The organism is Bradyrhizobium sp. cf659 (assembly GCF_900113725.1).
In the GTDB taxonomy this organism is placed as follows: Bacteria; Pseudomonadota; Alphaproteobacteria; order Rhizobiales; family Xanthobacteraceae; genus Bradyrhizobium.
In genome coordinates this window covers 686,002-710,931 of the sequence record NZ_FOQJ01000003.1, presented here as the reverse complement: position 1 = coordinate 710,931, position 24,930 = coordinate 686,002, and the positions used below count along the sequence as shown (strand labels likewise).

At 65.4% G+C, this 24,930-nt stretch carries 22 protein-coding genes; 12 read left to right on the top strand and 10 right to left on the bottom strand.

What is annotated here, in order from left to right:
• Positions 1-47: 47 nt before the first annotated feature.
• The 5 genes from BM118_RS17400 to cysG are packed head-to-tail and all read right to left on the bottom strand — an operon-like array spanning position 48 to position 4,691.
• A complete protein-coding gene (locus BM118_RS17400) occupies positions 48-779 on the bottom strand; it encodes a phosphoadenylyl-sulfate reductase (protein WP_092186731.1) in 732 nt (243 codons plus the stop codon).
• The gene (locus BM118_RS17395) at positions 776-1,291 is read right to left on the bottom strand and encodes a DUF934 domain-containing protein (RefSeq protein ID WP_092186730.1); all 516 of its coding nucleotides are present in this window, start codon (positions 1,289-1,291) and stop codon (positions 776-778) included. The genes BM118_RS17400 and BM118_RS17395 overlap by 4 nt, the downstream gene beginning before the upstream one ends.
• Positions 1,278-2,933 (bottom strand): nitrite/sulfite reductase, encoded by a 1,656-nt coding sequence (locus BM118_RS17390; protein ID WP_092186729.1) that lies wholly within the window; start codon positions 2,931-2,933, stop codon positions 1,278-1,280. The genes BM118_RS17395 and BM118_RS17390 overlap by 14 nt, the downstream gene beginning before the upstream one ends.
• A 28-nt stretch (positions 2,934-2,961) precedes the next feature.
• Positions 2,962-3,270: a DUF2849 domain-containing protein gene (locus BM118_RS17385; RefSeq protein ID WP_027544220.1), complete on the bottom strand. Its 309-nt coding sequence runs from the start codon at positions 3,268-3,270 to the stop codon at positions 2,962-2,964.
• Positions 3,267-4,691, bottom strand: a complete 1,425-nt coding sequence (gene cysG / locus BM118_RS17380; protein ID WP_092186728.1) for a siroheme synthase CysG — start codon at positions 4,689-4,691, stop codon at positions 3,267-3,269. The genes BM118_RS17385 and cysG overlap by 4 nt, the downstream gene beginning before the upstream one ends.
• Before the next feature lie 245 nt (positions 4,692-4,936).
• Between cysG and cysD the strand changes: the two genes are divergently transcribed.
• From cysD to BM118_RS17355, 4 genes are all read left to right on the top strand, one after another.
• Positions 4,937-5,731: a sulfate adenylyltransferase subunit CysD gene (cysD, locus tag BM118_RS17375; RefSeq protein ID WP_092186727.1), complete on the top strand. Its 795-nt coding sequence runs from the start codon at positions 4,937-4,939 to the stop codon at positions 5,729-5,731.
• Positions 5,732-5,751: 20 nt separating this feature from the next.
• Positions 5,752-7,668 carry an adenylyl-sulfate kinase gene (gene cysC, locus BM118_RS17370; protein WP_092186726.1) on the top strand — a complete coding sequence of 639 codons (1,917 nt, stop codon included), beginning with the start codon at positions 5,752-5,754 and terminating at the stop codon, positions 7,666-7,668.
• Between the two features lie 400 nt (positions 7,669-8,068).
• Positions 8,069-10,234 carry a malate synthase G gene (locus BM118_RS17360; RefSeq protein WP_092186725.1) on the top strand — a complete coding sequence of 722 codons (2,166 nt, stop codon included), beginning with the start codon at positions 8,069-8,071 and terminating at the stop codon, positions 10,232-10,234.
• Positions 10,235-10,384: 150 nt separating this feature from the next.
• Positions 10,385-10,585, top strand: a complete 201-nt coding sequence (locus BM118_RS17355) for a CsbD family protein (protein ID WP_177234395.1) — start codon at positions 10,385-10,387, stop codon at positions 10,583-10,585.
• A 147-nt stretch (positions 10,586-10,732) separates the two neighbouring features.
• On the opposite strand, the gene BM118_RS17350 is transcribed toward BM118_RS17355, so the two are convergent.
• Positions 10,733-10,888, bottom strand: coding sequence for a Thivi_2564 family membrane protein (locus tag BM118_RS17350; protein ID WP_042335954.1), 156 nt, complete (start codon positions 10,886-10,888; stop codon positions 10,733-10,735).
• A 271-nt stretch (positions 10,889-11,159) separates the two neighbouring features.
• Here BM118_RS17350 and BM118_RS17345 point away from each other — a divergent pair, with 271 nt between their 5' ends.
• Complete coding sequence (locus BM118_RS17345) at positions 11,160-13,253, top strand: methyl-accepting chemotaxis protein (RefSeq protein ID WP_177234394.1); 2,094 nt, start codon at positions 11,160-11,162, stop codon at positions 13,251-13,253.
• A gap of 400 nt (positions 13,254-13,653) precedes the next feature.
• A complete protein-coding gene (locus tag BM118_RS17340) occupies positions 13,654-15,747 on the top strand; it encodes a methyl-accepting chemotaxis protein (RefSeq protein ID WP_092186722.1) in 2,094 nt (697 codons plus the stop codon).
• A gap of 154 nt (positions 15,748-15,901) precedes the next feature.
• On the opposite strand, the gene BM118_RS17335 is transcribed toward BM118_RS17340, so the two are convergent.
• Both BM118_RS17335 and BM118_RS17330 read right to left on the bottom strand, forming a co-directional pair.
• Positions 15,902-16,555 carry a DUF2865 domain-containing protein gene (locus BM118_RS17335; RefSeq protein ID WP_092186721.1) on the bottom strand — a complete coding sequence of 218 codons (654 nt, stop codon included), beginning with the start codon at positions 16,553-16,555 and terminating at the stop codon, positions 15,902-15,904.
• 17 nt (positions 16,556-16,572) lie between these two features.
• Positions 16,573-17,337: a L,D-transpeptidase gene (locus BM118_RS17330; protein ID WP_177234393.1), complete on the bottom strand. Its 765-nt coding sequence runs from the start codon at positions 17,335-17,337 to the stop codon at positions 16,573-16,575.
• A 207-nt stretch (positions 17,338-17,544) separates the two neighbouring features.
• Here BM118_RS17330 and BM118_RS17325 point away from each other — a divergent pair, with 207 nt between their 5' ends.
• The 6 genes from BM118_RS17325 (at position 17,545) to BM118_RS17300 (ending at position 22,267) form a co-directional block, all read left to right on the top strand.
• Entirely contained in the window at positions 17,545-18,657 is a 1,113-nt protein-coding gene (locus tag BM118_RS17325; RefSeq protein ID WP_177234392.1) for an AI-2E family transporter, read from the top strand.
• Between the two features lie 77 nt (positions 18,658-18,734).
• A complete protein-coding gene (locus BM118_RS17320) occupies positions 18,735-19,106 on the top strand; it encodes an ElaB/YgaM/YqjD family protein (protein WP_177234443.1) in 372 nt (123 codons plus the stop codon).
• 75 nt (positions 19,107-19,181) lie between these two features.
• Positions 19,182-19,637 carry a hypothetical protein gene (locus BM118_RS17315; protein WP_177234391.1) on the top strand — a complete coding sequence of 152 codons (456 nt, stop codon included), beginning with the start codon at positions 19,182-19,184 and terminating at the stop codon, positions 19,635-19,637.
• Positions 19,638-19,962: 325 nt separating this feature from the next.
• Positions 19,963-21,105 carry an OpgC domain-containing protein gene (locus tag BM118_RS17310; RefSeq protein WP_092186716.1) on the top strand — a complete coding sequence of 381 codons (1,143 nt, stop codon included), beginning with the start codon at positions 19,963-19,965 and terminating at the stop codon, positions 21,103-21,105.
• A gap of 84 nt (positions 21,106-21,189) precedes the next feature.
• The gene (locus BM118_RS17305; RefSeq protein ID WP_177234442.1) at positions 21,190-21,798 is read left to right on the top strand and encodes a TetR/AcrR family transcriptional regulator; all 609 of its coding nucleotides are present in this window, start codon (positions 21,190-21,192) and stop codon (positions 21,796-21,798) included.
• Between the two features lie 109 nt (positions 21,799-21,907).
• On the top strand, positions 21,908-22,267 hold the full coding sequence (locus BM118_RS17300; RefSeq protein WP_011084278.1) for a RidA family protein: 360 nt from the start codon (positions 21,908-21,910) through the stop codon (positions 22,265-22,267).
• Between the two features lie 12 nt (positions 22,268-22,279).
• Here BM118_RS17300 and BM118_RS17295 read toward each other — a convergent pair whose 3' ends face one another.
• Positions 22,280-23,938: a CHASE domain-containing protein gene (locus BM118_RS17295; protein ID WP_092186714.1), complete on the bottom strand. Its 1,659-nt coding sequence runs from the start codon at positions 23,936-23,938 to the stop codon at positions 22,280-22,282.
• 302 nt (positions 23,939-24,240) lie between these two features.
• The gene (gene ureG, locus BM118_RS17290) at positions 24,241-24,864 is read right to left on the bottom strand and encodes an urease accessory protein UreG (RefSeq protein ID WP_092186713.1); all 624 of its coding nucleotides are present in this window, start codon (positions 24,862-24,864) and stop codon (positions 24,241-24,243) included.
• Positions 24,865-24,930: the final 66 nt, after the last annotated feature.

Sequence of the window (24,930 nt, the reverse complement as noted above, 5' to 3'; positions counted from 1 at the left end):
TCAACGGAACCGGATTTTCTTGTTCGCAGCGTGACAGCCTGACAGTGCTACGAAGTCTTCATCGTGTGAATGCCGCATTCTGTCTTGGCCCGGCCGCGCCAGCGACCGGCGCGCGCATCCTCGCCTTCGGCCGTTCTGCTGGTGCAAGGCATACACCCAACCGACAGGAAACCGGAGGCGGCCAGTGGATGACGCGGCAATTTGGCGCGGACGAAAATCGCATCCAGTTCCTGGCGCGAGACGTTGGCGAAGGGGTTGAACTTCAGCCGCGTACCATCGTCCTCGACCACCGCAATGTCGGCGCGCGCATTGCCCTGGAAGCGCTTGCGGCCGTTGATCCAGGCATCGAACGGCTTCAGCGCGCGCGCCAGCGGCTCCACCTTGCGGATGCGGCAGCAGGCGTCGGGATCGGAGAACCAGAGGTCGCGGTCGGGATCCTCGCGCAACAGCGTCTCCTCCGCCGGCTTGATCGAGCGGACGTCCTTGAGACCCAGCATTGCGACCAGCGTGTCGCGATAGGCGAGCGTCTCCTCGAACAACCAGCCGGTGTCGAGGAAGATCACGGGGATCGCAGGATCGACGTCCGCCATCACCTTCAGAAGCGTCGCCGATTCCGTGCCGAAGGACGACACCACCGCAAGCTTGTCGCGGCCGACCGTCTTCAGGGCCGCGGCGATGACTTCCGCGGGCGAGGCGTCGCGCAACGCGCGATCGAGCTCCTCGGCCGAGGGCAGCGCCGAAACGGACACCGGAGATACCTGAGGCGCAATGGCGTTCACGTGCCGACACCTTCCGAGTGACGCAACTGCATACGCCGGTGCAGCGCCGTGATGCGGCCGTCGCCAGTCGGCTGGTAGAACACCGAATAGCGCTTTGCGGTCTGCATGAAGGCTTCCGCATCGGCCTGCTTCTTGACCTCGAAGGAATCGAAGCCTGCGCGCAGCATGAACACGAACTGGTCGCGCAGCACCTGCCCCGTCGCACGCAACTCGCCGCGATAGTTGTAGCGCTCGCGCAGCAGCCGCGCCTGACTGTAGGCACGTCCGTCGCGGAAGGTCGGGAACACCAGCGCAACGGCGGCGACCTTGCCGAGATACGGCACGAGCTCGTCGATGTCGCGATTGTTCGGCCAGATCACACCGACCTTGCCGGCACGCTTGAGCAACGCATCCGCCTCGCCGACGAAGCGCTCGGCCGGCACCAGGATGTCGCCGCCCTCCGGCAGCGGCGTATCGACGGCCAGCTTGACGAAGCCGTCGTCGACGATTTTTCCGCCGTTAACGAGTGGCATAGACACGCTCCTTGAAGGGTTCGACGCCGAGGCGCTTCACCGTGTCGATGAACAGCTCCTCCGGGCGCTCGCGCAGCGCGAGATAGGCTTCCACGATGTCCTCGACGACGTCGGCGACCTCGTCGAACTTGACGCCGGGGCCGATCAGATTGCCGAGCGCGGCGCCCTCGTCGGCGCGGCCGCCGATCGTGATCTGGTAGACCTCCTCGCCGTTCTTCTCGACGCCGAGAATGCCGATATGGCCGACATGGTGATGGCCGCAGGCATTGATGCAGCCTGAGATGTTGATGTGCAGCCGGCCGATCAGGTTGGCGAGCTCGTGATTGGCGAAGCGCCGCGTCAGCTCCTGCGCGATCGGGATCGAGCGCGCATTCGCCAGCGAGCAATAGTCGAGCCCCGGGCAGGCGATGATGTCGGTGATCAGATTGACGTTCGGCGTCGCCAGCCCGAGCTTGTCGAGCGCCTTCCACAGCGCCGGCAGGTCGCGCTTGGCGACGTGCGGCAGCGCCAGGTTCTGCTCGTGGCCGACGCGGATTTCGCCGAAGGAATATTTGTCGGCGAGATCGGCGAGCGCATCCATCTGCTCGGCGGTGGCATCACCCGGAGGCGCGCCGATCGGCTTCAGCGAGATCGTGACGATGGAATAGCCCGGGTTTTTGTGCGCGGCGACGGAGTTCTTGCGCCACGCTTCGAAATCAGGATCGGCCGCGGCCTGCCGCAACTCGTCCGGCATGTGCGGCAGCTTCTCGTACGCCGGATAGATGAAGCGCGAGCGAATGTCCTCGATCACCTCGTCGTCGATCTGGAGCGAGGAGTTGCGGATGTGCTGCCACTCGTCCTCGACCTCGCGGGAGAATTTCTCGATGCCGAGCTCGTGCACCAGGATCTTGATACGGGCCTTGTAGATGTTGTCGCGGCGGCCGTACTGGTTGTAGACGCGCAGGATGGCCTCGATGTAGCTCAGGAGATCGCGGCCGTGTACGAAGTGCTTGATGGTCTTGCCGATGAACGGCGTGCGGCCGAGACCGCCGCCGACCAGGACTTCGAAGCCGGTTTCGTCCTTCTCGTTCTTGATCAGGCGCAGGCCGATATCGTGGACCTTGATCGCGGCGCGGTCGTGGTCCGACGCGGTGATTGCGATCTTGAACTTGCGCGGCAGGAACGAGAATTCCGGATGCAGCGTGGTGTGCTGGCGGATCAGCTCCGACCAGATGCGGGGATCCTCGATCTCGCCGGGCGCGACGCCGGCCCACTGGTCCGAGGTGACGTTGCGCATGTTGTTGCCGGAGGTCTGCATCGCGTGGATGCCGACCTCGGCGAGATCGGCCAGCGCGTCCGGCAGGTCCGACAGCTTGATCCAGTTGAACTGGATGTTCTGGCGCGTGGTGAAATGGCCGTAGCCGCGGTCGTATTTGCGCGCGACATGGGCCAGCGCCCGCAACTGGTTCGACGCCAGCGTGCCGTAGGGAATCGCGACGCGAAACATGTAGGCGTGGAGTTGCAGATAGACGCCGTTCTGCAGGCGCAGCATCTTGAATTCGTCTTCGGTGAGCTCGCCCGAGAGACGGCGCTGCACCTGGTCGCGGAATTCCGAGACGCGCTCGTTGACCAGCGTGCGGTCGATTTCGTCGTAAGCGTACATGAAGAATGCCTTACAGCTCTGCCAACATTCAGACGGGCAAGCCGATCGTCACGCCATCGCGGCGAATCTGCTCACGCAGATTACCCGGCAGGATCTTGCCGGCCTCGTCGACTTGCACCGGCGCGATATAGGGGCCGATCGCGCCGACGTCATCGGCCACGGCCTCGGCGAGCAACGCTTTCGCTTCGTCCGAGTTTCGCACGATCGCTGCATCCGTCAGTTCCACGGACCAGCCCTTGGCCGCCGTGCGATAGACCACGACGCCGTCCCAGGTCCGGTTGGCGGTCACGACGGAGGGGCCCGTAATTTTCAGCTTTTGTTGCAGAGGAGAGGTCATTCGGCGGCATCCAATAGGTCGGAGATGATTTGATTGGGGGTTTGACGGCGAAGCGAGCCGGCATGCCGGACCACGTCACCGATGATGAGGATGGCGGGACCGCCATTGGTCCGCCGCACCAGCTCGGGCAGGTCGCGCAGCGTGCCGATCGCGCCTTGCGCATCGGGCCGCGTGACGCGGGCGAACACGCCGACCGGCGTTTCCGGCGAGCGGCCGGCGGCGAACAGGCCGGCGCGGACGGCGGGCGCCGCGGTCATGCCCATGTAGACGACGACGGTCATCTTGGTGTCGGTGAGCGTCGACCAGTCCACGGCTTCCGCATCGTGCGCCTTGTGCGCGGTAAGGAAGGTGATGCGGGTCGCTTCATGACGATAGGTGAGCGGCACCTCGAAATCGGCGGCACCGCCGAGCCCGGCGGTGATGCCGGGAATGATCGAATAGGCAATGCCCGCCGTGCGTAGCGCTTCGACCTCTTCGCCGCCGCGGCCGAACACGAAGGGATCGCCGCCCTTCAGCCGCACCACGCGCTGGCCTGCTTGCGCGGCCTCGATCATGCGCTTGTTGATCGCGTCCTGGCCGATACCGGGCTTGCCGACGCGGCGGCCGACCGCAACGCGCGTGGTATCGCGGCGGATGCGGTCGAGAATTTCAGGCGAGACCAGCTCGTCATGGAAGACGATGTCGGCGTCCTGCAATGCGCGCAGCGCCTTGATGGTGAGAAGGTCGGGGTCACCGGGGCCGGCGCCGACCAGCGCAACCGAGCCTTCCGGCTTGTCGGCACGCGCGAATTCGGAGGGATTTGAGATAGCCTTGAGCGCCGCATCCGCCTCGCTCTTGCGGCCGTCGAGCACGGAGGCGCCGATCGGGCCGTCGATGACGCGCTCCCAGAAGCGGCGGCGCAACGGAAACTCGGCAATGCGCTCGTTGACGGATTTGCGGAAGCCGCCGATGAACTCGGCGAGTTCGCCGATGCGCGCCGGGAGCAGCGCCTCGATCTTCTCGCGCACGCGCCGCGCCACCACCGGTGACGTGCCACCAGTGCCGACCGCGACCACGACATCGCCGCGATCGACGATGGCCGGGAAGATGAAGCTGGAATGCTCGAGATCGTCCATGACGTTGACCGGCAGGCCGAGCGCCTTCGCTCGCGCCGACATCGCAACGCCGACATCGCCCGCACCCGCGCAGACGATGGCGATGACGCCTGAGAGATCGGCGGAGAGCGGATCGCCGGTCGCGATCTCAACGCGCGCAGCGTCCTCGGAGCTGAGGCTCAGATCCTGATTGCCATCGATCGCATGCACGCGGATGCGCGCGCCGGCAGCGGCGAGCACGCGCAGCTTGGCGCGCAAAAGCTCACCCGCGCCGATGAGAACCACCGGACCGGCCTTGAGATCGAGGAACACGGGCAAGAACCGCATACGATACTCGCTTCCCCCACATCCGGGGTTGACTGGAATTATTTTCTATATATGTGTCGTTTCGAGCGCGCAAAGAGAAAATTTTTTCTTCTCTTCTGCGCTGCAACTATAGAATTTTCGCCTCCAAACGCAAAGTGGCAGAGATGCATCTTCTCAAGGACGATTCCGCAGCTGTCGGAGTGAGCAGCCCCGCCCACGTCGGGCGCTCGGGCTCGCAAGAATTTTCTGCTGATGTTGCGCCCAGCATGGACCATCTGGACCAGCTCGAGGCGCAGAGCATCTACATTTTCCGCGAGGCCTTCGCCCGCCTGAAGAAGATCGCCCTGCTGTGGTCGCTCGGCAAGGACTCCAACGTCATGATCTGGCTGGCGCGCAAGGCGTTCTTCGGCCGCATGCCGTTCCCGGCCCTCCATGTCGACACCGGCAAGAAGTTTCCGGAGATGTATCGCTTCCGCGATCATTACGGCAAGGAGTGGGATCTCGACCTGCGCGTCGAGCCCTGCCCGCCCATCGATGCCGTCGACCCAACGCTGCCGCCGGCCGCCCGTTCCGCCGCGCGCAAGACCGAAGGCCTCAAGATGGCGCTCGGCAAATTCGGCTTCGACGGCCTGATCGCCGGCATCCGCCGCGACGAGGAGGCCACCCGCGCCAAGGAGCGCGTGTTCTCGCCGCGCGGTCTCGAAGGCAATTGGGACGTGCGCGATCAGCCGCCTGAGTTCTGGGATCATTTCAACGCCTCGCCGCCGCAAGGCGCGCATTTGCGCATCCATCCGATCCTGCATTGGACCGAGGCCGACATCTGGGCCTACACCAAGCGCGAGAACATCCCGATCATCCCGCTCTATCTGTCGCAGAACGGCAGGCGCTACCGTTCGCTGGGCGATCAGGACATCACCAATCCGGTCGTTTCGGCCGCATCGACCATCGACGAGATCCTGGTCGAGCTCGAGCAGACCAAGGTGCCGGAGCGCGCGGGACGCGCGCTCGACCACGAGACCGAGGACGCCTTCGAGCGTCTGCGCGTCGCCGGCTATCTCTGACCTCAGGACGCAACGCGGCCATGAACATGATCGTCACCCCCGCTTCGCCCGCGACCCCGAACGGCACCACGCGTCCGCAGGTCCGCATCGTCATCGTCGGCCATGTCGACCACGGCAAGTCGACGCTGGTCGGCCGCCTGCTGCACGAGACCGGCAGCCTGCCCGACGGCAAGCTGGAGATGCTGAAAGCCGTCAGCGCGCGGCGCGGCATGCCGTTCGAATGGTCGTTCCTGCTCGACGCGCTCCAGACCGAGCGCGACCAGGGCATCACCATCGACACCACGCAGATCCGCTTCCGCACCAATTCGCGCGACATCGTGCTGATCGACGCGCCCGGCCATGCCGAATTCCTGCGCAACATGATCACCGGCGCCTCGCAGGCCGACGGCGCGGTGCTGATCATCGACGCGCTCGAGGGCGTGCGCGACCAGACGAGGCGGCACGGCTATCTCCTGCATCTGCTCGGGGTGAAGCAGGTCGCGATCGTCGTCAACAAGATGGACCGCGTGGACTTCAGCGCCGAGCGCTTCAAGGAGATCAGCGACGAGATTTCGGCGCATCTGCAAAGCCTCGGCGTGACGCCGACGGCCGTGATCCCGATTTCCGCACGCGACGGCGATGGTGTCGCGATGCGCACCGATCGCATCGGCTGGTACAAGGGACCGACCGTGGTCGAGGCGCTGGACCAGCTCGAGCCGGCGCGGCCGCTGGAAGCGCTGGCGCTGCGGCTGCCGGTGCAGGCGATCTACAAGTTCGACGACCGCCGCATCGTGGCGGGCCGCATCGAATCCGGCAGCCTGATTGCCGGCGACGAGATCGTGATCATGCCGGCCGGCAAGATCGCCAGGATCAAGACGGTCGAGAGCTGGCCGGCGACGCCGATTGCCGGACGTCAGGGCGCGGGCCGCTCGGTCGGCATCACGCTCGACCGCGAATTGTTCATCGAGCGCGGCGACATCGTCGCGCATGCAGGCAGTGCCCCGCGCGAGACGCGGCGTCTGCGCGCGCGCATCTTCTGGCTGCACGACAAGCCGCTGGCCAAGGGCGACCAGCTCCTGGTCCGCTGCGGACCGAAGGAAAGCCGCGCCACCGTCGTCGCCATCGAGAAGGCGGTCGACCCGGGCGAATTGTCGAGCGTCGAGAACAAGGCGATCGGCCGCAACCATGTCGGCGAGATCGACATCTCTCTTTCGAACCCGATTGCCACCGATCCCTACACCGAGAATCCGCGCACCGGACGTCTCGTGATCGAGGTCTCCGGGCGCATCGCCGGCGGCGGCCTCGTGCTGTCGGTCGATGCCGGCCAGCGCGCCGAGCCCGTGGACATCGTGCCGGTGGAATCGGCGCTGCGGTTGGATGAGCGCTCGGCGCGCTACCGCCACAACGGTGCCGTGGTCTGGCTCACCGGCCTGCCGGCCTCCGGCAAGTCGACGCTGGCGAAAGCGCTGGAACGGCGGCTGTTCACCAATGGCGGCTCGCCGATCCTGCTCGACGGCGACACGCTGCGCGCCGGCCTCAACAGCGATCTCGGCTTCTCCGCCGCCGACCGCAGCGAGAACATCCGCCGCCTCGCCGAGGTCGCCACGCATCTCGCCCGCAATGGCCACATCGCCATCGTCGCCGCCGTCTCGCCCGCCCGCGAGGACCGCGCCACCGCGCGCCGCATCGCCGACACCGCGTTCCGCGAGATCCATGTCGCGACTCCTGCCGGCGTCTGCGAGGAGCGCGACCCCAAGGGCCATTACAAGAAGGCCCGCGCCGGCGCGCTGGCGTCGTTCACCGGCATCGGCAACGACTACGAGGCGCCGCAAGCGGCCGAGCTCGTGATCGACACCTCGACACGGACGGTCGCCGAGGCGGCGGACGAGATCGAACAGATGCTGAAGACCACCGGCGTGCTGTTCGACGAAGTCGTGGATCTCGCCGCGAATATTTGACGGCCGCGCTCCGCTTGAGGAGCACACTGCGAACCACATCACCGGTGTCGTCCTGGCGAAAGCCAGGACCCATACCGCGTGATCTTTCTTATGGCTGAGTGGTCGTACCGGACAACGAGTCTTCGCCAAACTTCTCCCTGGGGTAATGGGTCCTGGCTTTCGCCAGGACGACCCGGGAGAGAGAGAGATCGCGCCCCATTGCATCAGTAGCGGACGCTAAGGTGCAGGCCGATCCACCGCCTCCACCTTTCCTTGACATTTTGACAAACCCCTGGGGGTCTTCTCACCGCCCCGATTTTGGGGCTAATAGGACCCCGAAAGCCGCTCCCCTGGAGCGCATTTTGCTGCTGTCGGGTCAAAAGCAGCCAAAAAACAGCCATTTCCAACAAGAAAGACCATCATGAAACGCGTCGACGCCCACGGATTGAAGATCGCTCCCGTCCTGTTTGACTTCATCGCCAAGGAAGCGGCCCCGAAAACGGGGATCGCGCCGGATGCGTTCTGGGCCGGGGTTGCCGCCATCATCAAGGACCTTGGGCCGAAGAACCGGGCGCTGCTCGCGGTGCGCGACACGCTGCAAGCCAAGATCGACGACTGGCACCGCGCGGGCAAGGGCAAGGCGTTCGACCTCAATGCCTATACCGCCTTCCTGAAGGAGATCGGCTATCTCGTCCCGGAGCCGACGACGCAGAAGGTCGAGACCGCCAACGTGGACGAGGAGATCGGCAAGATCTGCGGCCCGCAGCTCGTCGTGCCGCTCACCAATGCGCGCTATGCGCTGAACGCGGCGAATGCGCGCTGGGGCTCGCTCTATGACGCCTTCTACGGCACCGACGCGATCCCGCACGATCCCTCCGAGAGCGGCAAGGGCTACAACAAGGCGCGCGGCGACAAGGTGATCGCGAAGGCCAAGGCCTTCCTCGACGCCGCCGTGCCGCTGGCGACCGGCAGCCACACCGACGTCACCGCCTACAGCGTCGTTGCGGGCCAGCTCGCGGTGAAGCTGAAGAGCGGCAATGCGACCGCGCTGAAGAACGCGGCGCAGTTTGCAGGCTTCCAGGGCGAAGCCGCCGCGCCGAGCGCGGTGCTGCTCGTCAACAACGGCCTGCATGTCGAGGTGACGGTCAACCGCAGCAGCACGATCGGCAAGGACGATCCCGCCGGCGTCGCCGACATGGTCATGGAGGCCGCGGTCTCGACCATTCTCGACATGGAGGACTCGGTCGCAGCGGTCGACGCCGAGGACAAGGTGCTGGTCTACCGCAACACGCTCGGCCTGATGAACGGCACGCTCTCGGCCGACTTCGAGAAGGGCGGCAAGACGCTGACCCGTTCGCTCAACGCCGACCGCAGCTACAAGACGCCGGACGGCAAGGGCGAGGTCAAGCTGCACGGCCGCAGCCTGCTGCTGATGCGCAATTGCGGTCACCACATGTTCACCGATGCGGTGCTGGACGACAAGGGCGAGGAGGTCCCGGAGGGCCTGCTCGACGCCGCCGTCTCCGGCCTGCTCGCCATCCACGACCTCAAGGGCAACTCCAAGGTCAAGAACAGCCGCACCGGTTCGGCCTATATCGTCAAGCCGAAGATGCACGGCCCGGACGAGGTATCGTTCACCTGCGAGATCTTCGACCGCGTCGAGAAGATGCTCGGACTGCCGGAGAACACGCTCAAGGTCGGCATCATGGACGAGGAGCGGCGCACCACCGTCAACCTCAAGGCCTGCATCCAGCGCGCCTCCAAGCGCATCATGTTCATCAACACCGGCTTCCTCGACCGCACCGGCGATGAGATCCACACCTCGATGGAAGCGGGCCCGATGATCCGCAAGAACGAGATGAAGGCGCAGGCCTGGATCAAGGCCTACGAGGACTGGAACGTCGACATGGGCCTGATCGACGGGCTGCCCGGTCATGCCCAGATCGGCAAGGGCATGTGGGCCGCGCCCGACAAGATGGCCGACATGCTTCAACAGAAGCTCGCTCATCCGCAGGCCGGCGCCACCACTGCCTGGGTGCCCTCGCCGACCGCCGCGACGCTGCACGCGCTGCACTACCACCAGGTCAACGTCATCGCGCGCCAGGAGGAGCTGACCAAGGGCGGACCGCGCGCGAAGCTGTCCGACATCCTCACCATTCCGGTGTCGAAGTCGAACTGGGCGCCCGACGACGTCAAGCAGGAGATCGACAACAACTGCCAGGGCATCCTCGGCTATGTCGTGCGCTGGATCGACCAGGGCGTCGGCTGCTCCAAGGTGCCCGACATCCACGATGTCGGCCTGATGGAAGACCGCGCCACCTTGCGCATCTCCAGCCAGCATCTCGCCAACTGGCTGCACCAGGGCGTCATCACCGAGGCGCAGGTGATGGAGTCGCTGAAGCGCATGGCCGTCGTCGTCGACAAGCAGAACGCGGGCGATGCCATCTACAAGCCGATGGCGCCCGCCTTCGACGGCGTCGCTTTTAAGGCCGCCTGCGACCTCATCTTCAAGGGCCGCGAGCAGCCGAACGGCTACACCGAGTACATCCTCACCGCGCGCCGCCGCGAGGCGAAGGCGGCGGGGTAATCCTGGTTCGACGAATGTCAAAAGTCCCGGCCTGCGCCGGGACTTTTTTGTTGGGCACCCGTAACCCGGATGGAGCGAAACGTCGCGGCGCAGGGAGGAACGGCTGCGCGCCGCTCGCGTTGTCGGGCCATCAACCAACGGGAGATGGTCATGGACTGGAATCGCATCGAAGGAAACTGGAAGCAGTTCAAGGGTTCGGCCAAGGAGAAATGGGCCAAGCTCACCGACGACGACCTCAAATTGATCGAGGGACGCCGCGAACAGCTCGAAGGCCGGCTCCAGGAGCGCTACGGCAAGGCCAAGGATCAGGTTCGTCGGGACGTCGACGACTGGCTCAAGACGCTGCACTAGCGTGCTCGGGAACGCAGACGAAGCCCCGGCTCAGGCCGGGGCTTTTCGTTCAACGATCCGCGGCCCGGACGAGCGAAGCGACCTCCGGGTCCTCGATTGTGGCATCCCGGCTATCGCTTCGCTCATCCGGGCTGCAACAGCGCCTCGCTAGAACACCGTGAGATATTTCAACAGCGACACCACGCCGATGATGATCACGATCACGCGCGCGATCTGCTTGGCGCGGCCGTCCATCGGCAACATGTTGATGAGATAGAGCACGAGAATGACGACGAGAAAGGTGACGAGTACGCCGACCAGCATCGCGAGGCCCCCTTCAGCCAGATTGCTAACGATGGGCTAACGCCTGTCTCGCGCGCCGGTTCCATCCGGGCAACCCACTGCAACTTCTAGTAAATGCGTACTTCTACCGGCAGGCCAGCTGCCTAAAACTTTACCCTTTTCCTTTCAGATGCAGAAACCGTTTGGTCCCTGAGGCGCAAACGGCATGCGATTGCCGATCTGCCGCGCCCCCGTTTGCCGATGTTGCCGGGCGTCTTCACGAACTTTGCAATGGGAATTTGGGGGGACTTCGATGCTCAATCGTCTGACCGTATCCGCGCTGCTGAAGGCAGTGATCGCGATCACGTCGGTCTGCGTGGTGATCGCGCTCTCGCTCACCGCCTATGAATCCTGGGATCGGCTGAAGACCGCCAACCGCATTTCGCAGACCGCCGACGCCTCCGCCGATCTGTTCAAGGCGATGCACAATCTGCGCACCGACCGCTCGACCACCAACCGGCTCCTCAACTCGACCGACCCGATGGACCCCGAGATCGAGAAATATCTGCGTGCGATCCGGGACGCCCAGATGCCGGCGATGGCACGCGCGCTGGAGCTGTTGCCGGCCATGGACTTTCCGCAGTCCGGCACGCTGGTGCCGGAGCTCGCGCGCCTCTACAAATTGCTGAGCGAGGAGCAGAAGCAGTTCTGGGAGGACGTGGCCAAGCCCAAGGACCAGCGCCGCGCGGGCCTGCCGAAGGAATATATGGAGACGACGCAGGGCCTGCTCGAGACGCTCGACAAGCTCACGAACGTCCTGGCGGCCACCGTCAACCACCAGGACGCCGTGATCGACCAGCTGCTGTCGATCAAGCAGAGCGCCTGGCTGCTGCGCAACACCGCGGGCGAAGCCTCGCTGATCGTCTCGATCGGACTCAACACCGGCCGCATCGCGCCGGAGGCCCGCCTCGCCTATACCCAATTTGTCGGCGGAACGAGCGCGATGTGGAAGGCGCTGGAATTGTCGACGTCGGGCATGCAGCTCCCGCCCGCACTGTCGTCCGCCGTGGCGACGGCCAGGACCGCCTATTTCGATCCGCAATACCTGGCCCTTCGCGACCGCCTGACAAATACGCTTGCCAATGGCGAAAAGGCCGAGATGACTGCGAACCAATGGACACCGGTTACGGTGGGCCGTCTGGCCAGCGCGGTTACCGTCGCCGAGACGGCGCTCGATGCCGCCAAGAGCCATACGCTGGAACAGCGCTCCGCAGCTCAACGCGCACTCATCGTGCAGCTCGCACTTCTGGCGCTCGCCATCGCCCTCGCCGTGGGCGCCATCATGCTGGTCAACCGCCGCGTCATCCATCCGCTCAACACCATCCGCGACGCCATGCTGAAGGTCGCCGGCGGCGACCTTGCCGTGGACAGCGGCTATCTCGACCGCAAGGACGAGATCGGCGCGCTCGCCGGCGCGCTGGAAGCTTTCAAGCAGCAGGCGACCGACAAGCTCAAGATCGAGGAGCAGGAGCGCGCGCGCAATGCGGGCGCTTCGGCACGCCAGCGCGCGATTGAGGTCTATGTCGGCGAGTTCGAGGGCTCGGTGCGCAAGACGCTCGGCGAATTGAGCGAGGCCTCCGGCGAGATGCGCAAGACCTCGGGCGATCTGTCCGCGGTGTCACGCCAGACCAACGACCGCGTGCAGGTCGCCGGCAAGGCCTCCAATGACGCCTCCATGAGCGTCGACAGCGTGGCAGCCGCCGCCGAGGAGCTCTCTGCCTCCATCAACGACATCAGCCAGCAGGCCGCCCATGCCGCAGGCATCGCCGGCCGCGCCGTCACCCAGGCGCGCGAAACCGACGGCACCGTGCAGGGCCTGGCAAAATCCGCCGGCCGCATCGGCGAGGTCGTCGGCCTCATCAACACCATTGCGGCGCAGACCAATCTGCTCGCGCTCAACGCCACGATCGAGGCGGCGCGCGCCGGCGAAGCCGGCCGCGGCTTTGCCGTGGTCGCCTCCGAGGTGAAGTCGCTGGCGAGCCAGACGGCCAAGGCCACCGAGGAGATCTCCGAGCAGATCGCCGACATCCAGCGGGTGGCCGGCGACGCGATCAACGCGATCCAGACCATCGGCGGCATCATCGGCGAAGTGAACGAGGTCGCAACCGCGATCGCGGCCGCCGTGCAGGAGCAGGGCGCGGCGACGCAGGAGATCACCCGCAGCACGCAATATGCGGCTCAGGGCACCAAGAACGTCTCCGACAACATCACCGGCGTGAAGGCCGATGCGGACGCCGCCGCGGCGGCCGCGGACAACGTCAAACAGGCCTCCGAGATGCTGGAGAGCCAGAGCCGCCAGCTCGGCGAGGACGTCACCGGCTTCCTCGGCAAGATCCGCGCGGCGTAAGGCGGCGGCGCGTGGCCGGCCGCACACCCCGATGTCGTCCTGGCGAAAGCCAGGACCCATAACCACCGATCTCTGCAATGGGCAGGCTGGTGGTTAGCGGCCTGCCGCCAAATTGACTCTTGGGGTAATGGGTCCTGGCTTTCGCCAGGATGACGATGAGGATGGAGCTTGCCTCAAACATCGTCGGCGCGCGGCGCCTGCGCTGCCGGCAATCCTTAACGCCTCCGTAATTTTACGGCAGCGCTACTGTCTAAGTTTTTACCCTTTTCAGGCCAAATGCACTTCAAGCGCCTGCCGCAAGGCAGGTGCTTCTGTCACGTGCAACCCTTTGGTCTTTCGAAGTTCGTTGGGGGGCTGCCGTTCGGGGCCACGAACTTTGAAACGCGTACCGGGGTGTCCGATGCTCAACCGCCTGACCGTCTCCACGCTGCTGAAAGCGGTGATCCTGTCCACCGCACTCGTCGTCGTGATCGGCTTCTCGATCAGCGCATGGAGCTCATGGGGCCGGCTGCAAGCGGCCAACCGGATCGTCGCGGTCTCGGCCGCATCGGCAGAAGTGTTCAAGGCGATGGCGAACATCCGTGCCGACCGTTCGACCAGCAGCCGCCAGCTCACATCGGACGTCCAGCTGGACCAGGACATCGAAAGATATATCCGCGGAATCCGCGACATCCTGATGCCTGCGCTGGCGCGCGCCATCGAGATTCTTCCCTCCATCGACTTGCCGCAGGGCGAGGCGATGGTGTCCGACCTCGGTCGGCTGAACAAGCTGCTGCTTGAGAAGCAGGCGGAATTCTGGACCGAGGTCGCCAAACCCAAGGCTTCACGCCGCGCAGCACTCGCCAAGGAATATACCGACGCCGAGGATGGGCTGATGGCGATCCTCGAAAAGCTCGCGCCGATGCTCGGCGCGAGCGTCAATCATCAGGACGCGATCATCGACCAGTTCCTGATGATCAAGCAAATGGCCTGGCTCTTGCGCCTGAGTGCCGGCGAGTCCTCGCTGATCGTCGGAAACGCGCTCGGCACCGGCAAGATCACGCCCGAGCTTCAACTCGCCTATACCAAATTCGTTGGCGGCACCGATACCGCCTGGAATGCGATCGAACTCGCCACGGTCGGCATGCAACTGCCGCCAGCGCTCGTCGCGGCCATGGCGAACGCCAAGGCGATTTATTTCGACCCGCAATACGCCGCTACGCGCGACGGCATCATTGCCGCGGTCGCCAAGGGCGAAAAACCGTCGATGACCGCGAACCAGTGGAGCCCCTTTTCGGTCGGCCGCATGGCGAGCGCGATCAAGCTCGCCGACGCCGCGCTCTTGGCGGCCAAGGACCACTCCGCCGCCCAGCGCGCGGCCGCGGTGCAGTTGCTGATCGTCAATATCGCCCTCCTGGTCACGGCGATCATCCTGACCGGCGCCGCGATGCTCGCGGTCAGCCACCGCGTGATCACGCCGCTGCACCGGATTCGCGACGCCATGCTCAAGGTCGCCGGCGGTGACCTTACCGTCGACAGCGGCTATCTCGACCGTCACGACGAGATCGGCTCGCTTGCGGGAGCGCTGGAGACGTTCAAGCGGCAGGCGATCGACAAGCTCAAGATCGAGGAACAGGAGCGCGAGCGCAATGCCGGCGCCGCCGCGCGCCAGCGCGCGATGGAAACTCATGTCGGCGAGTTCGAGGGCGTGGTGCGCAAGTCGCTGGGCGAATTGAGCGAGGCCTCCGGCGAGATGCGCAAGACCTCGGGCGACCTCTCCGCCGTGTCGCGCCAGACCAATGAGCGCGTCGAGATCGCCGGCAAGGCGTCCAATGACGCCTCCACCAGCGTCGACAGTGTCGCGGCGGCCGCCGAGGAGCTCTCCGCCTCGATCAACGACATCAGCCAGCAGGCGGCCCATGCCGCCGGCATCGCCAGCCGGGCCGTCAACCAGGCCCGCGAGACCGACGGCACCGTTCAGGGGCTGGCACAGTCCGCCGGGCGCATCGGCGAGGTCGTCGGGCTCATCAACACCATCGCGGCGCAGACCAACCTGCTGGCGCTCAATGCCACGATCGAGGCCGCACGCGCCGGCGAGGCCGGCCGCGGCTTTGCCGTGGTCGCATCCGAAGTGAAGTCGCTGGCGAGCCAGACCGCGAAGGCGACCGAAGAGATCTCCGGGCAGATCGCCGATATCCAGAAGGTCGCAGGCGACGCCATCAACGCGATCCAGGCCATCGGCGGCATCATCGGCGAGGTCAACGAAGTCGCCACCGCCATCGCTGCTGCCGTGCAGGAGCAGGGCGCGGCGACGCAGGAGATCACCCGCAGCACGCAATATGCGGCGCAGGGCACCAAGAACGTCTCCGACAACATCACCGGCGTGAAGGCCGACGCCGACACCGCCGCCGGCGCCGCGGAGAACGTCAAGCAGGCTTCGGAAATGCTGGAGACGCAGAGCCGCCAGCTCGGCCAGCAGGTCAGCGACTTCCTGGGCAAGATCCGCGCGGCGTAGGGCACGCTGGCGCAACACCTTCGGTGTCGTCCTGGCGAAAGCCAGGACCCATAACCACCGCCACTTGCAATGGGCAGGCTGGTGGTTGGCAGCGTACCGCTACACCAGCATTCGGGGTAATGGGTCCTGGCTTTCGCCAGGACGACATTAGACCCTACTCCTTCGCCACCACCGGCACCTGGCGGAATTTGGCGCGGATCGAGTCCGGCAGCGGGGAGAAGTTCATCGCGACGCCGCGGCGATCGCCGGCGTTGCGGCCGGCTACCACCAGGCCATCGGCGCCCGCGACGATGTCACCCTTGCGCAGGGTGGGATCGTCCTCGACCTTGATCTGGGCGAGGCCGACCGGATCCTTGCCGTTGCAGGTGCAGCCCGACACGATCTCGTTGCGGTAGCGGAAGGCGTTCGGCAGGTCGGAATAGGACTTTCCGCCCTCGGTCATGGCGTCGTCGATGTTGCTGCCATAGACCAACGAGGTTTCCGAGGTCGGGCAGAAGCTCTTGCAGGATTGTGCCTTGCTCTCGGCGTCATTCCCTTGCGCGGGGAAGTAACGGCCATCGCAACCGCGGACGCAATAGGCGGCGCCGCCGCCATAGGCAGCCCGCTGCCGCGGCGTGTCGTAGCGCGGCATGTCGTCATTGGGGAACGGCATCCGGATCTCCGGCGGCGGGCGCATCCGGAAGCCGCCGAACAGCGCCGAGAAGAAATCCTCCGCATGCGCCGGCGGCATCAGCGCGAGGCCGAGGGATGCGGTGGTGAAGATCGTCGCGGCGCCGCCGGCCAGCTTGCTGATCGAACGTCTCTTCATGTGCTCTCACCCAAGTCTCAGTTCACGGCCGACGTCGAGATGTTCAGGGCCTGCCGGCCCGAGGGGAGCGTCGTCGCCGCGGGGCGCTTGCGCATGGGGTCGCCGCCTTTCGCCATCAGCGGCACGCTCTTCGGCAGCACCACGACCCTGGCGCCGATATTGACGCGGCTGAACAGGTCGGTGACGTCTTCGTTGGTCATGCGGATGCAGCCGGAGGAGACGAACTTGCCGATGGTGGTGGGATCGTTGGTGCCGTGGATGCGGTATTCGCTCGAGCCCAGATACATCGCGCGCGCGCCGAGCGGGTTGCCGGGTCCCCCGGCGACGAAGCGCGGCAGATAGGGCTGGCGCGCGATCATCTCGGCCGGCGGATGCCAGTCCGGCCATTCCGCCTTGCGGCTGACGCTCTGCACGCCCGACCAGGTGAAGCCCTCGCGGCCGACGCCGACGCCGTAGCGGATCGCCCGGCCATTGCCGAGCACGTAATACAGGTAGGTATTGCCGGTATCGATCACGATCGTGCCAGCCGGCTCGCCGCGGTCGAAGCTGACGACCTGCTTGCGCAGCCGATCGGGCAATTGGGCATCCTCATCAGCCGTCTGCGCCGGCCCGCTGACATAGCCCTGCGAATAGCTCGGGTACGCCTGCGGCTGCATCGGCGCATAGCCCAGCGTCTGCGCATTTGCGCTACCGAAGGGCCCCACGAGCAGAGCGGCCGCGAAGGCAAAAGCGGCGGCGGCGCGCGGCAAGACGGTGCGACGGACTGGAGAGACCTTTGTCATGTGCTGCCCCATTGGATGCGTGCATCTCAGGTGATGCGGCTTCCGAACAAACGCAGCCGGGCCGACTCAAGTTCCGCCGCCTCGCGCGGCGGCGACGTCACAGTCAAGCGAGCGCAACTTCACGAAGCCGCGATGGAACCGCGGCACCCCTCCGGCGTTTCCCGATGACCAATGGGCGCCCGGAGACCTCCGTGCGGGAGAGAGATTGTGCGCGTCCTTCCCAGTGAACGTCTGATTTCCGGCAACGGCGAAGGCGCCCCACTCCCCGACAGCCATAACGAGCTGCCGCCGATCATCCGCCGCACCGAGTTCGTCGCCTACGCACTCGCCGGCCTGCTGCTGATCGCCGTGATCGCAGTGCTGTATTTCGCCAAGGCGTTCTTCCTCCCGGTCGTGATGGCCGTCGTCGCCGGTACCATGCTCTCGCCGGCCGCAAACTTTCTGGAACGGCGGGGCGTGCCGCGCGCTCTTGGCGCCGTGCTGATCGTGACCGCGGTGACCACGGTGGTCGCCTTCGTCGTCGCGCTGATCGCCGCGCCCGCGATGGAGTGGAGCTCGCGCCTGCCGGAGCTGGGCGCGCAGTTGAAGGAGAAGCTGCACGTCTTCGACCGGCCGCTGGCCCTGTGGCGGGAGCTGCAGACCATGGTCGGCGGCTCCGAGGGGCTGCCAAGCTTCGCGCTGCCGAAATTTGAATGGGTGCAGCCGACGCTGGAATTCCTGTCGCCCACCTTCGCCGAATTCCTGCTGTTCTTCGCCACACTGATCCTGTTCATCGCGAGCTGGCGCGACCTGCGGCGGGCGCTGATCATGAACTTCGGCGACCGCGACGCGCGGCTGCGCACGCTGCGGATTCTCAACGAGATCGAGGTTCACCTCGGCAACTACCTGTTGACCGTCACCGTCATCAATATCGGCGTCGGCGTCGCGACCGGCATCATCTGCGCGATCACCGGCATGCCAAATCCGGCCGGGCTCGGCGCACTCGCGGCTGCGCTCAACTTCATCCCGATCATAGGACCGGTCGCCATGTTCGTGGTGCTGGCCCTGATTGGGCTGGTTGCCTTCCCGACCATTGGCGGCGGCCTGATGGCGGCCCTCGCCTTCGCCGGCATCACCTTCCTGGAGGGACACTTCGTCACGCCGACCATCATCGGCCGCAGGCTGTCGCTGAACGCACTCGCCGTCTTCATCGCGCTGGCCTTCTGGACCTGGCTGTGGGGACCGATGGGCGCGTTTCTGTCGTCGCCGCTCCTGATCGTGGGGCTCATCCTGAAGGAGCATCTGTTGCCGGAGAATTCGCCGCAGCTCCCGCAGGCGTGACGGGCTCCCGCGAACGGAACTTCCGTCACGACGAAACGTTTTCCGCCCATCTCACCGCCAACAGTTCGGAGTTTGCGATGTCAATAGCCGACGGCGACACCAGGATAAGAGACTGGATCGACAAAGCCACCGCAGAACGCCTCGAGAAGGATGTAGCAGCCGTGAAAAACGATATCGCCGCCCTCACCGACCAGATAACCGACGCGCTCAATACCTTCGCCAATTCGGCCGGAAAGCAGGCCCGGCGCGGCTACAAGCAGGCGCGCGAGAACGTGGATTCGACGCTCGACGACATGTCCGAGCGCGGCAGCGCGATGATGGGCGCGGCGCAGGATGCCTATGGCTCGATCGAGGAGACGCTGGAAGACGCCATCACCGCGCGGCCGCTCGCGACCGTCGGTATCGCGCTCGGCATCGGCTTCCTGATCGGCGTCGCCTGGCGCCGGTAAAGCGCGGGACGAACCCTGAGATCGCGGCTGCGTGGCCGCCGTCGCTCAGGCTTGTGGGGGATTGAGGAGCAAGGGATGTTTCAGCGCATTATCGACGGCATCAGCGCATCGACGGGGACGACGGTCCGCCTGACGTCGCTCGCCGCAGGCGCCGCATTCGCGCTCTTCATCACGACGTGCTTTCTTTGCGCGGCCGCGTTCATCTCGGTGCTGGAAAAATACGGCCCGGTGCAGGCCTGCCTCGCCGGCGCCGGCATCTTCTTCCTGCTGACGCTCACCGCGGCGGGCACCTATTGGGGCTACAAGCGCGAGGTGCAGAAGCGCGCCCAAATCGCGGCCGAGCGCGCGGCGAAGTCGGCGGCCTCGAGCATGCTCACCGATCCCGTGCTGCTCGCCACGGGACTCCAGATCGTTCGCGCCATCGGGGTCAAGCGGCTGTTGCCGATCCTGGCGATCGGCGGCCTCGCACTCGGAATCATGGCGAGCCGGGCCGGCGTATCCGACGAGGCGTCGGCTGAACCTGCCGAGTAACGGTACGGGCACCACGCCCGATTCGAGTTATCCCCAGCTGCCGGTAGGGCGATCATGGAGGGGGTCCGAGCGCGCGGACGGTGAATCTCACGCCGCCAGGGGGCGCCGACTTCGGAGGCGCGGGCCGCGACCGCAGGGCAGATCCTCGTTCTTTGCAAAAATTGCGTCTCAAACGGGCTAAGGGCGGCCACGCGAACGCACCGGCGCGCCTTGCGTAATTTTTCGCCAGTCGGGACAAACCTGACCTACTCACGCAAACGCTACTCGGATAGGCAGGCCGTTGCCGCTAAAAGCAGCGCCCGTGATTCCAAAAGTCATTTTCGCAATGAACCCGTCCGTCAAGGCGAACCTCGCCGCATTCCATCACGACGCCAGGCTGTATTTGACGCTCGGCATCGCCAACTGGTCGGTGTTCGTCGACCACATCCCGAACAACGTCGTCAACCTGCTGACGCTGCGCAATTTCGGCTTCAGCGGCGCCGCCGACCTGTTCGTGTTCGTGGTGGGCTACGGCGTCGCCATCATCCACGGCAGGATGGCGCTGGAGCGCGGCTACGTCGTCGCGGCAACGCGCGTCTTTCGCCGCGTCTGGCGGCTCTACGCCGCCTATGTCGTGCTGTTCGTGATCTACATCGACGCCATCGCCTACGTCGCCTCGCAATCGATGGCGCCGGAGATCATCCACGAATACAACATCTCAGGCATTCTCGAGCACCCGCTGCGCATCCTGGTCCGTGGCCTGGTGCTCCAGGAAGAGCCGCTGAACCTCGACCTCCTGCAACTGATGATCCCGCTGATGGCGTTCTTTCCGTTCGTGCTGTGGGGGCTGCTGCGACGGCCGAACCTGACGCTGGCGGCATCGGTCGGGCTGTACGTCGCGGCGCGCTGGTTCGACTGGAATTTCCGGGTCTATCCGGACCAGGAGTGGACCTTCAATCCGCTGTGCTGGCAGATGCTGATGGTGCTGGGCGGCTGGTTCGCCGTGACTGGCGCCGCCGGCCGTGCGCTGCGTGGCATGTCCTGGCTGCGGATCCTCGCAGGCGCCTACCTCGTCTTCGCGATGGCCGTCACCCTGATGCGCCATTCGCCGGCGCTGTCTGCCCATGTGCCGGACCTCCTTCTCAACAGCATCGCGCCGACCGACAAGGAAAACCTCGCGCTCTATCGCGTGGTCCACTTCCTCGCGCTCGCGCTCATTGCGACCCATCTCATTCCGGCCGATCATCCCGGCCTGAAATGGCGGCCGCTTCACGCGGTGATCATATGCGGCGAGGAATGGCTCGCCGTGTTCTGCGTCGCGGTGTTCCTCTCCTTCGCCGGCCATCTCCTCCTGATCACCGGGCCGAACCTGGTGGTGATGCAGGTGGCGGTGAGCATCGTTGGCTTCGCCGCGATGATCGCGGTCGCCTATTACATCACCTGGTCGAAACGGCAGGACCTGCCTGCGGCCTTGCGGCAGCAGACCTGACAACATAATCGTGCGATTCTGCTAGGCCGAGACCTGTGGCTGCGCTATGCGGAGGGACTCTGCGTGAGGAGACTTGGCGTGGCGATGGCGAAAGGCGGGGGTGAAGAGGCTGACAGCACGCCCCGGCGCGGGCGGCCGCGGTCGATCGAGACCACCAACGCCATCCTCGAAAGCGCCTACGCGCTGATGGCCGCCACCGGCCTTGCCGCCACCACCATCGATGCGGTCGCGCGCCACTCCAGCGTCTCCAAGATGACGATCTACAAATGGTGGCCGTCGCGCGAGGCGCTGCTGATCGACGCCTTTCTCCACCATGCCGCGCAGATGCTGCCGCTGCCCCCGGTGAGCTCCGGCACGCCCGCGGCACGCGCGCGCCGCCACGCCGCGGCCTATGCCGAGGCGCTCCAGGGCGAGTTCGGCAAGGTGCAGCTCGCCGTCATCTCCGAATGCATCTCCAAGACCGGCTCGGCGGAGCTGTTCTACGCACGCTACCTGCAATTCCGCCGCGACGCGCTGGTGGAGATGATCGCCGCGGGGCAGAAGGACGGCAGCATCCTGGCCGAGGGGGCGCCCGAGGACCTCTACGACGCGATCTATGGCGGCCTGTTCTATCGCTACGTCTTCGGCATCGCGCCGATCACGCCGGCTTACGCACGCAATCTGGTCGATCTCGTATTGCGACCGAAGGGCTAGATCAGACGCTGAAAATGCCTGCCGTCCGTCCCCGACTCAAGTTCCACGCCTTGGTGACAAGAACGCGCGGACATCTCACGTCTTTTCCCAGAGGAGCATCAGTCTCATCATGATCAAACGCATCTTGCCATACGAAGGATTGCTCCACGAAGTGGTCGAGCATGGAGGCGTGCTTTACATCGGCGGAATCGTCGCCGAGGACACGAGCCTAGACATGTCAGGTCAGGCAAACGATGTGCTTGGCCAATTGTCGCGTCTGCTGAAGACTCTTGGATCCGACCTGGCCAACGTATTGCAGGTGACCATCTTCGTTACGAATCTTGGCGAGAAGGCTGCGTTCAATGCGGCTTGGAAAGCGCACTTTGCCGAAGCCCATCTGCCGGCACGCGCCGTCGTCGGCGTGGCCGATCTCGGTTCAGGCGTCAAGCTCGAGATGACCGCAATCGCTGCTCGACCGACCTCGAGCTGAAGTGCACGAGGTTTATCGCACAGGCCTCACCGGGGCCGAGAGCTTGTCCGTGCGGTCGCGCTCGGTCATGTCGACGACCGTCTCCATCGGAGCGGTCAGCTCGTAGACGTAGGAGACGTCGGTGAAGTAGCGCTTGGCGGTGCCGCCGAGCGCTTCGGGCGCGACGCGGTCGAGCAGGATCAGGCCGAAATCCGAATCCGGGCGGCGCGTCGCCTCGCTGGTGTTGAACTCCTCCCAGCGGAAATGGAAGACCTCATCGGACTCCTCGCCCGTCACCGTCCAGTTGGCCGTGATGTGCGGATGCTTGCCGACCAGCGACAAGCCTTCGTCCGAATGCGAGGCGAGCTCGAAGAACAGGAGTGACAGGCTCTGCGCCGCGCGCGCGCTGACCGCGATGTCAGGACCGGTGACGGCGATGCGGTCCGCATGCGGAATGGCGCGCGCCTCGAACAGGCCCTTCAGCTTGACGCCCTGCCACTGGCTCTCGCTGAGCAGCGAGACCACGTTGGACATGGCGTGGATGCGGCCGATCAGCAGCTCGCGCGCGATGTCGATGTCCGAGCCGTGGCGCAGCGTGCGCGTCACGATCGACTGGATCACCGCCAGGATGTTCTTGACCCGGTGGTTGAGCTCGTCGATGACGGCGGTCAGGCGGCGCTCGAAGCCGATCCGCACCTGGATTTCCCGGCTGAGCCTCAAATTGTTGTAGGCGACATAGCCGAACAGGCCGCACACCATCGCGGTGATCGCAAAGCCGATCGCCGCCACGATGACCGCAGTCTGCTCGGCACGCCGCGCCGAATTGGTCTTGGCGTAATAGCCGAGCTGCCAGTCGCGGCCGCCGAAGCTCACGGTGCGCGTCGCCGATGGCAGCGGGCCGTCCGCCGCCGTCATGCGCGTGGAGACCACGCCCTGGTCATTGGCGACGAGCTCGCCGCCGTCCTTGCGTGGATCCTTGAGCGCGACCGAGAACAACGACATGTCGTCATTGGTCAGCATCAGCGAGGCGAGCTCGTAGGAGAATGTGACGAACCCGGCCGGCTCCGTTGCCCCCTCGGGAATCACGGGAGCAGCCACGATGATGCCGATCGGACCATTCCCGCGCAGCAGCGGCACCGGGTCGGAAGCAACCGACCGCTTCTCGATCCGGGCCCGGGCGAGCATCGCGCTGCGCACCGGGTCCTGGTCATAGCTGCGGCCGGGCAGCGCCTTGGTCTCGTCGCTGCGCGGCTCGAGGTCCATCAGCACGTCGATCGGATGGGTGAGGCTCGCGGGGGCGATGGGCTTGTCGCTGTAGTCACGGATCTGCGGCTTCGGGAAGCCGGCCGCCGCGATTGCCACCTGCGCCGCAGCGAGCTCGTTCGGCTGGAGCCGGGCGACCCAGCCGGCCACCACGAAATCGGTCTTGAAGGCGTAGATCGCCGAGCGCAGCGGCTCCAGCATGTTGGGCTTGAGCACCGATGGCGCGCGGAACAGGCCGGAGGCGACACGCGCGAGCAGCTCGCGCTCGGTCAGCCGGTCCTGCACCAGGCTCGCATGGACGTCGATCGCACGCGCGAGCGCGATCCGGTCCAGCGCCAGCTCCTGGTCGTGGACGCGATAGGCGGCAAGCCCGGAAAGCAAGGCTCCGAGCAGTGCAATGAAGCCGATGATGAAACCCAGCCGGACCACGCGACTACTCAGACGGAAGCAGGAGGTCGGCAATAAACACGGAGCATATGAACGCCGCTCGAACGGCCATGTGCCGAAACGGGGTGAACCCCGATGGCGGAGATAATGGAGGAGGAGGCATCAGTACGCAACTTGGGTCGCCTGAAAAGCTTAATGCGCCCGGCCGGCCGGTCGTCCGGCCGGAGTGGATTTGCCCCGGGTACCGGAGGTAACCAATCGCCGTGTCCGGAATTTGTTCCGCAGGTACGGTCCTGCCTCAGGCGTTAACGGCGGAAAACGCCTGTGCCAAGTCGTCGCGTCCGTCAGCCCGCCCGTTTCAGGCCGCCCTTGGCCTCGATGAAGCCGACGATGCGATCGAGCCCCTCGCTCTTCTTCAGGTTGGTCATGACGAAGGGGCGCGCGCCGCGCATCCGCTTGGCATCCGTCTCCATCTTCTCCAGGGAAGCGCCGACATGGGGCGCAAGATCGATCTTGTTGATGACCAGGAGGTCGGACCGGGTGATGCCGGGGCCGCCCTTGGACGGGATCTTGTCGCCGGCCGCCACGTCGATCACGTAGATGGTGAGGTCGGCCAGCTCCGGGGAAAAAGTGGCAGCGAGATTGTCGCCGCCGGATTCGATCAGCACGAGGTCGAGGCCGGGGAATTTCGCGCGCATGTCCGCGACCGCTGCCAGGTTCATCGAGGCGTCTTCGCGGATCGCGGTGTGGGGGCAGCCGCCGGTCTCGACGCCGGCAATGCGATCCGGCGTCAGCGAGCCCGAACGCACCAGGAATTCCGCATCCCATTTGGTGTAGATGTCGTTGGTGATCGCGGCGATGTCGTAGCGCTCGCGCATGGTCTTGCAGAGCAGATCCATCAGCGCGGTCTTGCCCGATCCGACCGGACCGCCGACGCCGACACGCAAGGGGCCGTGAGACGTAGCCATAGCTTCTTTCCTATCGTCGTCCTGGCGAAGGCCAGGACCCATTACCACCGAAGTTCGTTGTCGCGG

Excerpts from the sequence above, each read along its gene's own strand:
- BM118_RS17345 (WP_177234394.1), top strand. The coding sequence starts at position 11,160 with ATGCTCAATCGTCTGACCGTATCCGCGCTGCTGAAGGCAGTGATCGCG.
- ureG (WP_092186713.1), bottom strand. The coding sequence starts at position 24,864 with ATGGCTACGTCTCACGGCCCCTTGCGTGTCGGCGTCGGCGGTCCGGTC.
- BM118_RS17320 (WP_177234443.1), top strand. The coding sequence starts at position 18,735 with ATGTCAATAGCCGACGGCGACACCAGGATAAGAGACTGGATCGACAAA.
- BM118_RS17350 (WP_042335954.1), bottom strand. The coding sequence starts at position 10,888 with ATGCTGGTCGGCGTACTCGTCACCTTTCTCGTCGTCATTCTCGTGCTC.
- BM118_RS17335 (WP_092186721.1), bottom strand. The coding sequence starts at position 16,555 with ATGAAGAGACGTTCGATCAGCAAGCTGGCCGGCGGCGCCGCGACGATC.
- cysD (WP_092186727.1), top strand. The coding sequence starts at position 4,937 with ATGGACCATCTGGACCAGCTCGAGGCGCAGAGCATCTACATTTTCCGC.
- BM118_RS17340 (WP_092186722.1), top strand. The coding sequence starts at position 13,654 with ATGCTCAACCGCCTGACCGTCTCCACGCTGCTGAAAGCGGTGATCCTG.
- BM118_RS17300 (WP_011084278.1), top strand. The coding sequence starts at position 21,908 with ATGATCAAACGCATCTTGCCATACGAAGGATTGCTCCACGAAGTGGTC.
- BM118_RS17360 (WP_092186725.1), top strand. The coding sequence starts at position 8,069 with ATGAAACGCGTCGACGCCCACGGATTGAAGATCGCTCCCGTCCTGTTT.
- BM118_RS17305 (WP_177234442.1), top strand. The coding sequence starts at position 21,190 with ATGGCGAAAGGCGGGGGTGAAGAGGCTGACAGCACGCCCCGGCGCGGG.
- BM118_RS17310 (WP_092186716.1), top strand. The coding sequence starts at position 19,963 with ATGAACCCGTCCGTCAAGGCGAACCTCGCCGCATTCCATCACGACGCC.
- cysC (WP_092186726.1), top strand. The coding sequence starts at position 5,752 with ATGAACATGATCGTCACCCCCGCTTCGCCCGCGACCCCGAACGGCACC.
- BM118_RS17385 (WP_027544220.1), bottom strand. The coding sequence starts at position 3,270 with ATGACCTCTCCTCTGCAACAAAAGCTGAAAATTACGGGCCCCTCCGTC.
- BM118_RS17395 (WP_092186730.1), bottom strand. The coding sequence starts at position 1,291 with ATGCCACTCGTTAACGGCGGAAAAATCGTCGACGACGGCTTCGTCAAG.
- BM118_RS17390 (WP_092186729.1), bottom strand. The coding sequence starts at position 2,933 with ATGTACGCTTACGACGAAATCGACCGCACGCTGGTCAACGAGCGCGTC.
- cysG (WP_092186728.1), bottom strand. The coding sequence starts at position 4,691 with ATGCGGTTCTTGCCCGTGTTCCTCGATCTCAAGGCCGGTCCGGTGGTT.
- BM118_RS17330 (WP_177234393.1), bottom strand. The coding sequence starts at position 17,337 with ATGACAAAGGTCTCTCCAGTCCGTCGCACCGTCTTGCCGCGCGCCGCC.
- BM118_RS17355 (WP_177234395.1), top strand. The coding sequence starts at position 10,385 with ATGGACTGGAATCGCATCGAAGGAAACTGGAAGCAGTTCAAGGGTTCG.
- BM118_RS17315 (WP_177234391.1), top strand. The coding sequence starts at position 19,182 with ATGTTTCAGCGCATTATCGACGGCATCAGCGCATCGACGGGGACGACG.